The organism is Pseudarthrobacter woesei, assembly GCF_055412745.1.
On record NZ_JBVAYU010000024.1, the window covers coordinates 1 to 14,325 of the forward strand.

At 65.3% G+C, this 14,325-nt stretch carries 13 protein-coding genes and 1 pseudogene; 7 read left to right on the forward strand and 7 right to left on the reverse strand.

Going from position 1 to position 14,325, the window contains the following annotated elements:
• Both ACZYZE_RS18630 and ACZYZE_RS18635 read left to right on the forward strand, forming a co-directional pair.
• Positions 1-386, forward strand: a 386-nt coding sequence (locus ACZYZE_RS18630) for an enolase C-terminal domain-like protein (protein WP_463906688.1), incomplete at its 5' end; no start/stop codon positions are given.
• A gap of 26 nt (positions 387-412) precedes the next feature.
• On the forward strand, positions 413-2,692 hold the full coding sequence (locus tag ACZYZE_RS18635; protein WP_463909514.1) for a gluconokinase, GntK/IdnK-type: 2,280 nt from the start codon (positions 413-415) through the stop codon (positions 2,690-2,692).
• A gap of 258 nt (positions 2,693-2,950) precedes the next feature.
• Here ACZYZE_RS18635 and ACZYZE_RS18640 read toward each other — a convergent pair whose 3' ends face one another.
• Entirely contained in the window at positions 2,951-3,790 is an 840-nt protein-coding gene (locus ACZYZE_RS18640) for a potassium channel family protein (RefSeq protein WP_463909496.1), read from the reverse strand.
• 584 nt (positions 3,791-4,374) lie between these two features.
• On the opposite strand from ACZYZE_RS18640, the gene ACZYZE_RS18645 reads away from it, so the two are divergent.
• Both ACZYZE_RS18645 and ACZYZE_RS18650 read left to right on the forward strand, forming a co-directional pair.
• Positions 4,375-5,706, forward strand: coding sequence for a sensor domain-containing phosphodiesterase (locus tag ACZYZE_RS18645; RefSeq protein WP_463909498.1), 1,332 nt, complete (start codon positions 4,375-4,377; stop codon positions 5,704-5,706).
• 542 nt (positions 5,707-6,248) lie between these two features.
• Positions 6,249-6,653, forward strand: a complete 405-nt coding sequence (locus tag ACZYZE_RS18650; protein WP_463909500.1) for a PH domain-containing protein — start codon at positions 6,249-6,251, stop codon at positions 6,651-6,653.
• Positions 6,654-6,884: 231 nt separating this feature from the next.
• Here ACZYZE_RS18650 and bsaP read toward each other — a convergent pair whose 3' ends face one another.
• The 4 genes from bsaP to ACZYZE_RS18670 form a co-directional block, all read right to left on the reverse strand.
• On the reverse strand, positions 6,885-7,154 hold the full coding sequence (gene bsaP, locus ACZYZE_RS18655) for a biotin synthase auxiliary protein BsaP (RefSeq protein ID WP_463909502.1): 270 nt from the start codon (positions 7,152-7,154) through the stop codon (positions 6,885-6,887).
• A gap of 8 nt (positions 7,155-7,162) precedes the next feature.
• Positions 7,163-8,185: a biotin synthase BioB gene (bioB, locus tag ACZYZE_RS18660; protein WP_463909504.1), complete on the reverse strand. Its 1,023-nt coding sequence runs from the start codon at positions 8,183-8,185 to the stop codon at positions 7,163-7,165.
• A gap of 267 nt (positions 8,186-8,452) precedes the next feature.
• Positions 8,453-8,632, reverse strand: coding sequence for a DUF6221 family protein (locus tag ACZYZE_RS18665; RefSeq protein ID WP_463909506.1), 180 nt, complete (start codon positions 8,630-8,632; stop codon positions 8,453-8,455).
• The gene (locus tag ACZYZE_RS18670; RefSeq protein WP_463909507.1) at positions 8,633-8,776 is read right to left on the reverse strand and encodes a hypothetical protein; all 144 of its coding nucleotides are present in this window, start codon (positions 8,774-8,776) and stop codon (positions 8,633-8,635) included.
• 437 nt (positions 8,777-9,213) lie between these two features.
• Here ACZYZE_RS18670 and ACZYZE_RS18675 point away from each other — a divergent pair, with 437 nt between their 5' ends.
• Entirely contained in the window at positions 9,214-9,801 is a 588-nt protein-coding gene (locus ACZYZE_RS18675; protein ID WP_463909509.1) for a ferritin, read from the forward strand.
• 168 nt (positions 9,802-9,969) lie between these two features.
• Here the strand turns inward: ACZYZE_RS18675 and ACZYZE_RS18680 are convergent.
• Positions 9,970-10,290, reverse strand: a pseudogene (locus ACZYZE_RS18680) (ATP-binding cassette domain-containing protein); the annotation flags it as partial.
• Here ACZYZE_RS18680 and ACZYZE_RS18685 point away from each other — a divergent pair.
• Positions 10,259-11,521 (forward strand): MFS transporter, encoded by a 1,263-nt coding sequence (locus ACZYZE_RS18685; RefSeq protein ID WP_459320115.1) that lies wholly within the window; start codon positions 10,259-10,261, stop codon positions 11,519-11,521. The pseudogene ACZYZE_RS18680 and the gene ACZYZE_RS18685 sit on opposite strands and share 32 nt — an antisense overlap.
• A gap of 56 nt (positions 11,522-11,577) precedes the next feature.
• Here ACZYZE_RS18685 and ACZYZE_RS18690 read toward each other — a convergent pair whose 3' ends face one another.
• Complete coding sequence (locus ACZYZE_RS18690) at positions 11,578-12,837, reverse strand: APC family permease (protein WP_463909512.1); 1,260 nt, start codon at positions 12,835-12,837, stop codon at positions 11,578-11,580.
• Positions 12,838-13,164: 327 nt separating this feature from the next.
• Here ACZYZE_RS18690 and ACZYZE_RS18695 point away from each other — a divergent pair, with 327 nt between their 5' ends.
• Positions 13,165-14,157 (forward strand): EAL domain-containing protein, encoded by a 993-nt coding sequence (locus ACZYZE_RS18695; RefSeq protein ID WP_463909513.1) that lies wholly within the window; start codon positions 13,165-13,167, stop codon positions 14,155-14,157.
• Positions 14,158-14,325: the final 168 nt, after the last annotated feature.

Here is a 14,325-nt window from a genome sequence, read left to right on the forward strand (position 1 = left end):
AGGAACAGCTGATCGATTACGTCCGGGCCGCGTCCACGCACTTCGGCGGGATCTCGCCGCTGAAGAAGGTGATGGACTTCGCCGCGCAGTACCAGATCAAGTCCGGCTTCCACGGCCCCACGGACATCTCTCCGGTCGGGTTCGCCGCGCAGCTGCACGTGGGCCTGGCGATCCACAACTTCGGGATCCAGGAATACATGCAGCACTCGGACGCGACCAACGAGGTCTTCGAACAATCCATGACCTTCACCGACGGGTACCTGCACCCGGGGGAGGCACCCGGCATCGGCGTCGAATTCAACGCCGAAGCCGCCGCGGCCTACCCCTACCAGCAGGCCTACCTGCCCTACAACCGCCTCGTCGACGGAACGGTCCACGACTGGTGATGAACAACGAAGTGGACACCGAAGGCATGACGCGACGACGCGTGGTTGTTATGGGGGTTTCAGGGTGCGGCAAAACGACCATCGGCGATCTCGTCGCCCGCGAACTGGGCCTGCCCTTTCTCGACGGCGATTCGCTCCACCCGGTCGAAAATGTTGCCAAAATGGCGGCCGGCATCCCGCTGACCGATGAGGACCGCTGGCCATGGCTGACCGCCGTTGGCAGCGAACTGGCCACTGCCGGGGACGGTGGCCTGGTTTTGGCCTGCTCCGCCTTGAAACGCAGCTACCGTGACGCCATCCGGGCCCAGGCCCCGGACACCGTCTTCCTGCACCTGAACGGCAGCAAGGACGTCCTGAGTGCCCGGCTGGAAGGCCGCAGTGACCACTTCATGCCGGCCACACTCCTGGAGTCCCAGCTCTCGGTGCTGGAACCGCTGGAAGCGGATGAATCCGGCGTCGTCGTTGACATCGCGTTCCCCGTCGACCAGGTGGTCAGTCAGGCGCTGACGGGCCTCCCCGGTGATGCGGCCGGGCCCGGAGAATCCGGAACGGTGGTCTCGGGGCCGTTCCTGGTCGATCTGCACGCGGCGCCGTTTAACCTCGACGACGATGCGATCGCCTGGGTGGAAGCCACCCTGGGGTCCATGTCGCTCGAGGAAAAGATAGGTCAGCTGTTCATCAACCACAACAACGACTACTCCCCGGAGTATCTGGACGGCGTCCTGGACAATTACCACGTTGGCGGCATCCGATACCGCCCCGGCCCCTCTACCGCCGTGCAGGACCATATCCGTTACGCACAGTCCAAGTCCAAGATCCCGCTGCTGGTGGCTTCCAACCCGGAGATGGGCGGCGCGGGAAGCTGCGACGACGGCACATTCGTGTCAACACACCTGCAGGCGGGCTCGCACCCGGACAAGTCGATCGCCCGTCAAATGGGCCGGGTGGCCGGGGTGGAGACCGCGGCGCTGGGCTGCAACTGGGCTTTCGCGCCGATCGTGGACATCCACTACAACTGGCGGAACACGGTCATCTCCACCCGGGCTTTCGGCAACACCCCGGACATTGTGGTGGAGCGGGCCAAGGAGTACTTCGACGGCATCAGCGAATCTGCCACGGTCTGCGCCATGAAACACTTCCCCGGTGACGGAATGGACGAACGGGACCAGCACGTCGTCACCTCCTACAACACCCTCGGCTATGAGGACTGGAACCGGACCTACGGACACGTGTACCGGGAGTTGATCGGCCACGGTGTGCAGTCCATCATGATCGGCCACATTGGCGCTCCGGAGCTGACCCGGCATTTCCGTCCGGGGACGGCGGACAAGGACATCCTGCCCGCAACCCTGGCGCCGGAGCTCCTGCAGGACCTTCTCCGCGGCGAGCTTCGCTTCAACGGGCTGATCCTCACCGATGCATCCCAGATGGTGGGCCTGACCCAGGCCATGAGGCGCAAGGACCTGGTTCCGGCCACCATCGCGGCCGGCTGCGATATGTTCCTCTTCTTCCGGAACCCTGCGGAAGACTTCCAGTACATGATGGACGGCTACAAGTCCGGGGTCATCACGGAGGAGCGTCTCCATGACGCCCTGCGCCGGATCCTGGCACTGAAGGCAACCCTCGGGTTGCACGGTCAACCGGCCGCGGAGCGTGTCCCGCCGCCGGAAGCGCTGCGCGTCATTGGAAGCGAAGCCCACCGGGCCATCGCCGCTGAAATCGCGGACAAGACAGTCACCCTGGTCAAGGACACCGCCAGCCATCTGCCCATCACCCCGGCGACGCACAAACGCATCCGGCTGTACGGCATCTCCGGCGGCGCTGACTTCACCCGTGCGGACCCGCTGGCGTACCTGGATACGGTCAAGGCCGAGCTGGAAGAGGCGGGCTTCGAGGTGCACCTGTTCAAGACGGCGGAGCAGCGTGCAGCCGCGGGGGAGGCCGGCGTGAACTTCATGACCATCATCTCGGAGGAAGCCACGGCTGACTATGCGGAAAAGTACGACGCCGCGTTTGTCTTCGCCAATGTCAAGGGCTTCGCGCAGGAGGCGGCGATCCGGATCAAGTGGTCAACGCCCATGGCTGCCGAGATTCCCTGGTACGTCACCGAGGTGCCCACCGTGTTCGTCTCGCTCAACCAGCCCAACCACCTGATCGATGTACCGATGGTCAAGACCGCCATCCACGCCCACGCCGGAACCCGCGAAGCGATCCGCGCCACCATCGAGAAGATCCAGGGCACGTCCGAGTTCCAAGGAACGTTCAACGAGAACGTTTTCTGTGATTCCTTCGACACCCGGCTCTGATCAACGACGACGCCGGACGGACAACGACTTCCGGTACAACGACTGGTTGTACGGCCAGGACGACGACGGCGTGCCGGCCGTGCGCCCGGCCCGCCCCAGTCTGGCGGACCGGGCCTCTGCCTGACCCGGCTGCTTCTGCCCGCCGCTGTCAGCAGGAAACCCGCCACTCCTCGGGCACAGCACGAACCTCGTCAGCGCGGGGTTTTGCTGGAGGAGCGTGGCGAGTGTCCACCCGGATCCCTCTGACGGGGTGTTGAGTTACGGGCGAGCGTGCGTGGTCCCGGCCCGGTCTTCAGGTGCGGGCCGGGGCGGCGGCGAGGTGTCGCCGGGACGGCAGGGAAGAGTGGCGTGCGGGGAATGCTCCACAGTTTCATCGGCGCGATTCACATTGGACAGTTGGGCGGTGAGCAGCTCGATCTGTTGTGCGAGCCGGGCAACATCTGCTCTGAATGGCTCCTCATTCGCTTCCACATCGGCAGCGGTCTCGAGGGCCACATGCTCCACGAGCCAGGAGGCGACCGAGGCTGTAACGACGCCGAGCACGGCGATACCGCCGACCATCAGGCCGCCGGCGACCAGCCGGCCGATCAGGGTCACCGGGAAGTGGTCGCCGTATCCGACGGTGGTGATGGTGGTCATGGCCCACCACAGCGCATCGCCGAAGTTGGTGATGTTGGAGCCGTCCGCGTTCTCCTCCGCATCGAGTACGGCAAGGGCACCCGCATAAATGAGCAATGCGGCGGAAGCGAGCACATACGTGACGATCCGGCCGCGTAGCGCGTTTCCGCCCGTACGGTGAAGAATCCGCAGCAGTGTCACAAGCCGCAGCAGCCGCAGCGGACGCAGGGCAGGGAGTACGAGGATCACAAGCTCGTGGAGGTTGCGGACGAACCACCTCCCTTTCTGCGGTGCCAGGCAGAGGTTGACGACGTAGTCCAAGGCAAAGGCGGCCCAGGTGATCCAGATGGTGACCTCGATGACGTCAGCCTGGGTGGGCTTCAGATTGGCGATCACCTGGATCGAGTAGGCAGTCAGGAATACAATGGCGGCCGCGAGCATGGGCCACTCGGAGTACTTACGCCACAGCGCTTGATTCATGGTCCCAAGGCTAGGGTATGGACTTTCCCGGCTGCGCAGATGCTGCGGCAGGCCGTCCGACCGGGAATGCCAGGGATCGGACGTTGCCGGACAGTTAACGTCAAAAGCGGCGTCGTCGGAGTTTGCGATTGCCCGTAGCCGGGTCCGTGGTTGAACGAGCCGGCACGGTGGAGTCAGGCTGCCTTGCCGCTTCACGTCTGCCTCCGGCGCATTTTCATGGACCGAGCCGGAAGCCCACGCAGGTATTGAGCAGTTTTGACGCAGGTTCTGATCCGGGGACGGTCGGCATTGTTAACTTGTCGTACACCGTCGGAGCCGGCCAGTCACGGGGGAAACTCTCCGCGGGCAAGCCGGGTTTCCTCCCGGAACATCACCCGGATCGAATCAATGGATCTGGTTATTGGGCAATCTTTCAGGGGTCCTTCCTTATGGCACTTTCGGCGCCCGCTGGCTCCCTGTCCATGTCGGCCTCCGATGCCTCCGCTCTCGATGTATTGAAAGCGGAGGCCAACCAAATGAGGAAGCAGGCGCCGATGCGGGACAAAGAATCGGGAACGCCGAGGGCGCGGGACATACTGACCTGTGTGCTGGCTGTCCAGGTGGTCTTCGCCCTGACAGCCGGGGCGGCCCTGATCCTGGACCCGGCGGAGATCATCACCAGTCCCACCCTCCAGATGCTGGCTGGCTCGCTGATCCTGATGCCGATCGCCGCGGCCTGCTTTCTCGCCTTGCGTTTCCGTCGTCATCACCGATCGGAGCGAATCCGTGCCCGGAGTGCTGCCCATCTTATGGACACGGTTCTGCACACCAGCCGCGAGTGGGTATGGGCGGTGGATGATCACGGGATTTTCACGTTCTCCAACCAAACCAGCGCCGGCGTCCTCGGCTACTTGCCCTCGGAACTGGTCGGCAGGCACTGCAGCCTGATCCTTGATGTGGACGAACTCGCCGGGGCCCGCGTCGGCGTACGGGCGTCTCCTGATACGGAAAATACCTCCTGGACCGGATTCATCGCGCGTTGCCAGCACCGCGACGGAAGCTCCGTTTGGATGGAGTCGGCCGGTACCAGCCGGTTCGCGAAAGGCGGGCAGCGCGGTGGCGTCGAAGGCACCAGCCGGCCACTCCCGCCGGAAACGGCACACGAAGCAGCCTCGTCCCACAGCCGGAACAAGATCCAAGCGATGATCGAAGGTGATCTGCTGCTGACGGCGTTCCAACCTATCTATGATCTGGCCAGCCGACGCCTCATCGGTATCGAGGCGCTGTCGCGTTTCGTCAGCGACGACGGCGCTGGTGCGGAGTATTGGTTCAACGAGGCAGCAGCCGTGGGCCTCTCGGCCGAGCTCGAACTAGCTGCCCTGGACATCGCGCTCAAAGCGGCGCAGGGGATGCCTTCCGACATCTACGTGGCCCTGAACATATCACCGGCCACGTGCCTGGACCCGCGGCTTCCCGGACTGCTGCAGCGTCCGTGTTTGCCGCTCGACCGGATCATTCTGGAACTTACCGAGCGGCTCGAGGTGTCGGCCTACGGCCCCCTGCTCTCGGCCCTGGCGCCCCTGCGGGTGCGCGGCCTGCGCATCGCAGTGGACGACGCCGGCTCCGGTTTCGCCTCGATGCGCCACATCCTCCATATCCGGCCTGACATCATCAAACTGGACCGCAGCCTTATCTCGGGCATCGACGACGACATTGGCCAGCGCGCCCTCGGCGCCGCCCTGGTCGAATTCGCCCGCCAGATCGGTGCTGCCCTTGTCGCCGAAGGAATCGAAACGCAGGAAGAGCTGGCCGCCGTCACCGGGATCGGCATGTCCGCCGGACAGGGCTACCTCCTCGGCAGACCCTCCGCTCATCCGCGGGAGTGGGCCGCATGGCGGCCAGCTGAGAGTTCAGATTCCAATCCGGCCGAACATTGATGCCGCACCTTCCAGAACCACAGAAGGAGAGGTCTGAGGTGCACCCGGAGCCGGGGGAAACATTTCCCGGGCCATTTCAGGGCTGGGCAACCCCCAGGATTGGCCAGGCCAGTCGTTGCGCCCCCGCCGGCAAGAGCGTCTCCGCGGAGCCTTCGGGCCCCGTCGACGGGGCGGACACGCTTCGCCGCGACGTCCCAGAGCCTGCGCCAGTTCATACCCGCGGTGAAGCGAATAGCGTCGAGGGACAAATGACTACAGCGGCAGTGAGTATCCGCTGGACGATGCTCACGGGCGTCGATGCGGCGGGGCCGCTGATTCATCGAGCCACTGTGGATGCAGGATTCAGAACCCAGTCCGGCGATGGGGCAGAGATACGCGTTGACGTACCTCGTTCCCTGCGGAGGAGACGGGGGGCATCGCACCTGACGGGATGGGCGTCAGCTTCAGCTCGAGGGACGGAAATTGACTGGAGAGCGGAAGAGTCCGGAGCCGGGCACGCTGAACACCTGCTCAGGATCGAGGAGAATCTCCCGCAGGGAGTCATGTACTACCACGGACTCGGGGACGCCGCGGCGAGAGCAGGTCTCGACGTTTGTGGCCAGGAAATCCCGCGTAGCATTGTCGGCGCCTTGGACCGAGACGAAACCGTTTGTGCCATCGGAAAGGGACACCTCGACGACAAGCCAGGGTTCGTCGTCCTGACGGGCAAGCGCCTCCTGGTCGTGGAAAAGCGCGTCACCGGAGCGGACCGGCTCCTGGATCTACCTCATCACTCAATCAAGTCGCTCTCGCTTGGCAAGAAAATCTCGGGCGAGATCCTCAGGATTGCCCTGACTGCGACGGATGTTGAAATCTCGAGGCTGGGCCACGGCGAAGGTTACGGAATCGCCACCAGCTTCAGGGAAATCCAGAATGAGCGGGCTCGTTTAGCTTCTGGTCCACCGTGATTACGTCGAACTGACCAATACACCAGAGCGCCCGGCAACCGCCCGGCGTTCCAGGCCACCCGCGGATCCATCGCCATTCAGACACTCACCGGAACCCTGGTTCGGTTTCCGGAGAAGCCTGGCATCCGGAGAACGGGATGCAGGCAAGGCGATCAGCGGTCCGCTTCGCCGGTCCCGTGATGGCCAGGCCGATGCCGCCGGCCGCGCGGGCCCGATCAAACGGTTCCGGCATCACTTGGACGAGTCCGCGGGCACCTGCGGGCATCGGACCAGCACCACGTGGCGCGAGCACTGTGCCGTCCAGCCCAGCGGTGTAACCTGGACCTTCATCCGGCGGCGGCACCGCCCGCAGTAGCGCGGCGGTTCCAGCACCAGCTGCTCCCGGCAGCGCCGATGATCGACCGACGCCGACGCCGACGCCGACGCCTCACCGCCGTCGAACGCCTCGCCGCAGTGCCCGCAATAGCCATCCTCCGGCTGGCCTTGCAGGCTGCTGTCCATGGCTCCGGTCAAAGTGATTTCTGGAACTCCTTGATGGGCATATTCAACTCAACGAGCAGGTCCAGATCCGCCGTCGCCGGCCGGCCGAGCGTCGTCAGGTAGTTCCCGACGATGACGGCATTGATGCCGCCCAGTAGGCCATCCCTGGTTCCGAGATCGCCGAGGGTAAGTTCGCGTCCGCCGGCGTAGCGCAACACGGTTGTGGGCATGGCCAGGCGGAATACGGCAATGGCGCGGAGGGCGTCTTTTCCGTCCATGATCCCCTGGTTTTCGAGGGGAGTCCCGGGCCGGGGGTTGAGGAAGTTGAGCGGGACCTCGTGGGGTTCGAGGGCGGCGAGCTGGGCGGCGAGCTCGGCACGTTGCTCCAGGGATTCGCCCAGCCCTATCAACGCACCGCAGCAGAGTTCCATGCCGGCGGCCTTGACCATGCTGCACGTCTCGAGGCGCTCCTCGTAGCTGTGGGTTGTGACCACCTCAGGGAAGTAGCTGCGCGCCGTCTCCAGGTTGTGGTTGTAGCGGTGGACGCCCCAAGCGGCGAGCTGATCCACCTGGCGCTGGGTGAGCATGCCCAGGGAGCAGGCGATGTTGATGTCCACGGCTTCGTTGATGCGGTCGATCGCGAACTTGATCTGGTTCATCAGCTTGATGTCGGGTCCCCGGACGGCGGCGACGATGCAGAACTCCGTGGCCCCGGTGGCCGCCGTTTCCTTCGCGGCCCTGACCAGTTCAGGGATGTCCAGCCACACGCCGCGGACGGGGGAATCGAAGAGCCCGGACTGGCTGCAGAAGTGGCAGTCCTCCGGGCATCCGCCGGTCTTGATGGAGACGATGCCTTCCACCTCCACGTCCTCGCCGCAGTGGCTGAGGCGTACCTCGTGTGCCAGCTGCAGTGCGGCGGGGAGGGCTTCATCGGGGAGCTGCAGTACCTCCAGCAGTTGCTCTTCGCTGAGTCCGACGCCTTTGTTCAGCACCTGCTGACGGGCTGTTTCGAGGATCGCGTAAGGGCTGGCTGGATGTTCCTGGATCGTCATTGACTATTCCTTTGCGCTGGCCTGCTGCAGATGTTCATCCCAACCGACGGTAGTTTGCCGCTCACGACAGGTTTTTGTCGGATATCTACAAGGGGGCCACACAAGTTTGGTTCGGGGGACGCCGTCGAAACCGGACCATACTGGTTTGGCCGGGTTGCCCCATCGAGCTACTGCGCGGCCATCGGCCGCGGTGAGTCCACACGGCATGGGGCGATGGGATCCGTCCCGTCCTGCCGGCTCCGATCAAGTTGACACTGTTACTCCCGGTCACAAATCCCATAGGTTTTGGGAATCGGGGTGGTTTTTGTAGCCAGCGGCGAGGATGTTCAGCATGGAGCGGTGGGCGATGGCGACCGTTCCTGAAGCTTCTGCCGTGGCAGTGATCCCTTCCTCGGCGGCTGCGGCTTTCCAGTCCGCCAGGATCGCCCGTTTCTGAGCGCATTCCACCTACAGTGCTTCGGTGAGCGACAGCGGGACCGCCATTTCGTCCGTTGCCAAGGTACGCAAGTTTTGGCCCGACGTTGAGTTTCCGCACTGGATGCTCTCTTCTTGCTCGGCAATGCGGGCCTCAAGAAATTCGACGATATTCATGCCTTCAGTCTTCCAGCCGTGTCCAGTCGAACATCTCAGGGGCGTCATCAGTAGGCCCCGCACACCTCGTGTCCGTCCGGGCGGCGAACGCCTGGGCGGTGTCTGTTGGTGCGTCCGGTTGCCCGGCCAGGGATTCCGGTCGCGGGTTTGACGGGTGGCATTGGCCGCTGCCGGTGGAATTCCGCCAGCCCATCGGTTTGGTCGGCGGCGGTTGTAGCAGTCCTGGATGTATTCCATGGCAGCGCTCCGCCCGCCTTCAACTGCGAGAAGAAGTTTTCGGCGACCGCTTTCCCGGCACCCGACTGCCCAGAGGCGGGATCTTGACGGGGAGATCCAAAGCGGAGGACTCTCGTTACAGGCCCTCCGGCAGTCCCGGACCCAGCAGAACCTTGGCGCCCCAGGTCCACACCCTTGAACACCTACTCGAGGAGAGCACCATGAGCCCACAATTCAACGAGCTGCTGACCCGCCAGGTCGGCAATGAGTTCGCAGCCTCCCAGCAGTACATCGCCATCGCTGCCTGGTTCGACGGGCAGGACCTTCCCCAGCTCGCCAAGCACTTTTACCGCCAATCGTTGGAGGAGCGCAACCACGCAATGATGATGGTTCGGTATATCCTGGACCGCGGCATCAAGATCACCATTCCCGGAGTAGATCCGGTCCGGAACGACTTCAGCTCGGCGGAGGAACCCCTGGTCCTTGCCCTCGCCCAGGAAGTTGAGGTTACGGACCGCATCAAGGAATTGTTCGCTGCGGCTCGGGCGGAAAACGACCCACTGGGTGAACAGTTCATGCTCTGGTTCCTAAAGGAGCAGGTCGAGGAGGTGGCATCGATGTCCACGCTGCTCAACGTCGCCCGCCGGGCGGACAACCTCTTCGACGTCGAGACGTTCCTTGCCCGCGAGCGAGTGGGCGACGCCGGCCAACGCGGCGGAGGGCACGGGGGGCACCACGGTCACGGGGGTGGCCATGGCGGGCCCGCCGATGACACCGGCACACCGGAGGTCGCCGGCGGACCACTCTAGGGTCCCGCCCCGGGCACGCCCGTTCTTCATAGCGATGATGTGGCTTGCGTACCGGACGGCGTGGTGAAGGTCATGCAGCGCGACGAGTGTGCGCCCGCCGCGGTTAAGGGCCCTGAACAGTTCCAGAGGTTCGATTTGGTGGACGAAGTCAACGAAGGCGGTGGGCTGATCCAGCAGCAGCACGGAGCGTTGCTGGGCGAGAGCCACGGCCACCCACATTCGCTGCCATTGACCGCCGGAGGGTTCGTCGACTGGCCGCGCGGACAGGCTGGTGGTGTTGGTTGCCGCGAGGGCCTCGGCGACCGGCGCGTCATCAGTAGTGGGCACCGGACGCCCACTCGCCGGGGAGCCCAGGGGGAGATGCGCCCAGTGTCTGACATTTGCTCTGGCGCGTGCAGACGTGGGCGACGAGAATAGGCTCGTGTTGCCCTTACGCCCTGGCGGGGACGGCGATGTGATGAACGCCGCCGCCCGAAAGATCCAGCGCATCTATCTCACGTTGACGCTGGGCAATACCCTTGCGGCCTCGTTCATCTGGGGGATCAACACCCTCTTCCTGCTGGATGCCGGACTCAGCAACCTTGAGGCCTTTGCCGCGAACGCGTTCTTCACGGCCGGCATGGTGCTGTTCGAGGTGCCCACCGGAGTGATTGCCGACGGTTGGGGGCGGCGCGTTTCGTTCCTTCTCGGCACCGTGACCCTGGCCGTATCGACCTACCTGTACTACCTGCTCTGGCAGCTTTCCGCCCCGTTCTGGTCGTGGGCGCTGGTGTCGGTCCTGCTGGGGCTGGGCTTCACGTTCTTCTCGGGGGCGGTGGAGGCCTGGCTCGTCGATGCGTTGCGCTTCTCGGGGTATGAAGGAGGGCTGGAGACGGTGCTCGGGCGAGGGCTGATGGTGTCGGGCGTTGGGATGCTTGCCGGCTCGGTGGCCGGCGGCGTGATCGCGCAGGCCTCCAACCTGGGCGTGCCGTTTCTGCTGCGCATGGGCGTGCTGCTGGTCATGTTGGTCGTGGCCTTATGGCTCATGCACGATGTCGGGTTCACGCCCGAACGCTCGGCCCATCCCCTTCAGGCGACCCGTGCCGTGCTCTCCGCCTCGATTGAGAACGGATTGAAGAATCCGCCCGTCCGTTACGTGATGCTGGCGGCGCCGTTCAGCGCCGGCGTCGGGATCTATGTGTTCTATGCCCTGCAGCCGTACCTGCTTGGGCTCTTCGGCGACCCGCGCGCGTACTCCGTAGCGGGTCTGGCGGCCGCAATCGTGGCGGGCGCGCAGGTGTTTGGCGGCTGGCTGGCGCCCCGCCTCCGGCGCCTGGTCCGCAGACGCACAACGGTGCTGATTCTGAGCAGCATCGTGGGCGCACTGATTCTGGTGCTGCTCGGGTTCACGCGGGTGTTCTGGGTGGCCCTGGTGTTGTTGGCGCTCTGGGCTCTGGTCTCAGCGGCGGGCACCCCGGTGCGGCAGGCCTACCTGAACGACATGATCGCCTCGAAGCAGCGGGCAACAGTGCTGAGCTTCGATTCGCTCATGGGATCAAGCGGCGGCGTGGTGGTGCAGCCGCTGCTTGGCCGGGCGGCCGACGTGTACGGCTACCCGGCGTCGCTGGCGATCGGCGGCGCAATCGAGCTGATCGCGGTGCCGTTCCTGCTGGCCAGCCGTCGGCTCCGCCCCCGGGCTGACAAGGCCAACACCTCACCCAACGCGGAATCGCAGCCGTAGCCGACGTTGTCGTCTCACGGTTGAAGGCCGGCGGATGCCCGGGGTTGTCCTTGGGGCTACGGCCTTTTTGCCAGGCGCAGGCGAAGGACGCGGTAAAGGATGCCGGCCGCGAACATGAGCACGCCCGCGATCACGGAGCCCACGGGCAAGGTGGCAACGAGGGCCACGCAGGCCACCGCACCGGCCACTTGGAGCGCCTTCGGGTAACGGCGGTTTCCGGAGTCCTGGGTGTACGCGGACAGGTTGGCCACCAGATAGTAGATCAGCACACCAAAGGATGAGAATCCGATGGCGCCGCGAAGATCGGCCACACTGATGATCAGGCAGATGATCCCCGCCAGAACCAGTTCCGCCCGGTGCGGGACTTTGAAGCGCGGATGCACGGCGGCCAGCCAGCGCGGCAGGTCCGCCTCCCGTGCCATCGCCAGGCAGGTCCTGCCCAGTCCCGCAATCAGCGCCAGCAGCGCACCGAGGGCCGCCAGCGCGGCGCCTGCCCGTACCACCGGGGAGGCTGCGTCCCAGGCTCCGGCGGACACGGCGGCGGCGAGCGGGGCAGGGGTGCCCGCGATCCCCTCCGGACCCAGGACGGAGAGGATGCTCACCGCGATAACGGCATAGACGACGACGGCGATGGCGAGGGCGATCACGATGGCCCGCGGAATGGTCGTGCGCGGATTCATGACTTCCTCGCCCATGGTGGCGATGCGGGCGTAGCCGGCGAAGGCGAAGAAGAGCAGCCCGGCGGACTGCAGGATCCCGTACCACCCGTGCGCGAACAGGCCGCCGTCGACCAGACGGAGGGGGTCCGCGGCACCGGGGATCCAACAAGCGGCGACGACGATGGTGAGGGCAGCCAGGACGGCGACAACAATGACCCGGGTCAGGGCAGCTGTGCGCGTCACGCCCCGGTAGTTGACGGCCGACAGCAGGACGACGGCGGCGACCGCGACCGGCCGCTCCCAGCCGGGAGGAGCCGCGTAGGCGGCAAAGGTCAGGGCCATGGCCGCGGCGCTGGCGGTCTTGCCGATGACAAAGCCCCAGCCGGCCAGGAAGCCGGGCCAGGGGCCCAGCCGCTCGCGCCCGTAGACGTAGGTCCCGCCCGACGTCGGGTACTGGGCGGCGAGCTGGGCCGAGGCGGCGGCGTTACAGTAGGCCACCACGGCGGCAATCAGCAGGCCAATCAGGAGTCCGGACCCGGCGGCCTGGGCCGCGGGGGTGAAAGCGGCGAACACCCCCGCACCGATCATCGACCCGAGGCCGATAACGACCGCATCAAACGTGTTCAACCGGCGGGCCAGAACTGGATGGTGACTCAACGCGAGAAGACCTTTCGAATAGTGCCGGCCCCAAGACGCCTGCCGGGGACAGTTCCCTACTGTAGGGGACACACGGGTCCATCGCCTTGTGCTTCATTGCGGGGTAAGGTGCGGTAACGGACTGCCACGGCCGGAGCCGGGGGACGCCGGACGTACGCAGGCCGGTTCCGGGCTCAGCCGGAACGGCGAACAGAGGAACAGCCAATGCCGACCGAGTCATCCAACCTTCCACCATGCAACGACGTTCAACCGCAGGACGCCCCTGCGGCCGGCCAACGGCCCGGGACTTCGGGGATACGCCGGCAGGCCGCGGAGATCATCGATACTGTGCTGTCACAGACCGCACCGGAGAACGCTGCGGTGCGGGACCAGCTCCGCAAACACCATGCCGCCAATCCGGGGCGCCCGGAAGTGGCACTTGCGGAGCATCTTGCCTCCCTCGGATCCCTGGCCGCCTATGTGGGCGGCCGGCCCGATGCGGAGGACCTGCCGCTCCCGTCAGAGGGTCGACGCGCCGTCGAAACGACCGCGGCTGCGACAACCGCGGGTACGTCACGGATCGCGTCGGTCCTGGCGCATCGGACGTTGTTGACGGCCTTCCAGCCGATATTCGATTTGTCCACGGACGCCGTCGTCGGTGTCGAAGCGTTCACCCGGTTCGTGAGCGACGGGAGCGACACCGCGGACCACTGGTTCGCCGAGGCCACCAGCGCCCGGCTCGGACGCGATCTGGAATTCGCGGCGCTGGAGTCCGCCCTCGTGGCCGCGCAACGCCTGCCCCGGCACCTGTACGTGGCCCTGAAACTTTCCCCGGCCACCTGCCTGGATCCGCTCCTGCCCGAGCTGCTGCGGGAATCGGGTCTGCATCCCGGCCGGACAGTTCTTCAGCTCACCGACGCGCTGACCGACGAGGAGCCCGCTGCCCTGGTTTCAGCGCTGGCACCCCTCCGGGCGCGGGGAGTCCGTCTGGCGATTGACCATGTGGGCTCATATTTCGCCTCGATCCGCCATGTCAGGGGGCTCGAACCGGAGATCATCAAGCTTGACCGGCACCTCATCGCGGGAATCGATTCGGACCCGCTGCGCCATGCGTTCGGTGAGGCCATGACCATTGTCGCCAGGCAGATCGGTGCGTCGGTCACCGCAGAAGGAATCGAAACAAGTCATCAACTCGCAGCCGTCACCGCGCTCGGGATGACCGCCGGGCAGGGATATTTCCTGGGCCGGCCTTCCACCCTGCCGCAGGACTGGGAGCGCTGGAACAGTCCCGCGCATGATGCCGGGTTGCTGGCGGATCCCGACGCGGCAATCCGGCCATAAACGCCAACGGTTGACGGCACCAGCACGATGCAGCAGTTGTAACGGATTGGTGACGGTGCCGGGGTGACCCATCCGGGACGTCTCTGTTGCCGAAGTACTCCTGACAGACAAGCACCGTCCCCGCCCGAGTCACTCGGTAAGCACCACCGTCGGGAACGGACACCCCCA

Bases quoted from the DNA above. Each gene is read 5' to 3' on its own strand.
- ACZYZE_RS18635 (WP_463909514.1), top strand. From the start codon at position 413: ATGACGCGACGACGCGTGGTTGTTATGGGGGTTTCAGGGTGCGGCAAA.
- ACZYZE_RS18640 (WP_463909496.1), bottom strand. From the start codon at position 3,790: ATGAATCAAGCGCTGTGGCGTAAGTACTCCGAGTGGCCCATGCTCGCG.
- ACZYZE_RS18650 (WP_463909500.1), top strand. From the start codon at position 6,249: ATGTACTACCACGGACTCGGGGACGCCGCGGCGAGAGCAGGTCTCGAC.
- bsaP (WP_463909502.1), bottom strand. From the start codon at position 7,154: ATGGACAGCAGCCTGCAAGGCCAGCCGGAGGATGGCTATTGCGGGCAC.
- bioB (WP_463909504.1), bottom strand. From the start codon at position 8,185: ATGACGATCCAGGAACATCCAGCCAGCCCTTACGCGATCCTCGAAACA.
- ACZYZE_RS18670 (WP_463909507.1), bottom strand. From the start codon at position 8,776: ATGAATATCGTCGAATTTCTTGAGGCCCGCATTGCCGAGCAAGAAGAG.
- ACZYZE_RS18675 (WP_463909509.1), top strand. From the start codon at position 9,214: ATGAGCCCACAATTCAACGAGCTGCTGACCCGCCAGGTCGGCAATGAG.
- ACZYZE_RS18685 (WP_459320115.1), top strand. From the start codon at position 10,259: ATGAACGCCGCCGCCCGAAAGATCCAGCGCATCTATCTCACGTTGACG.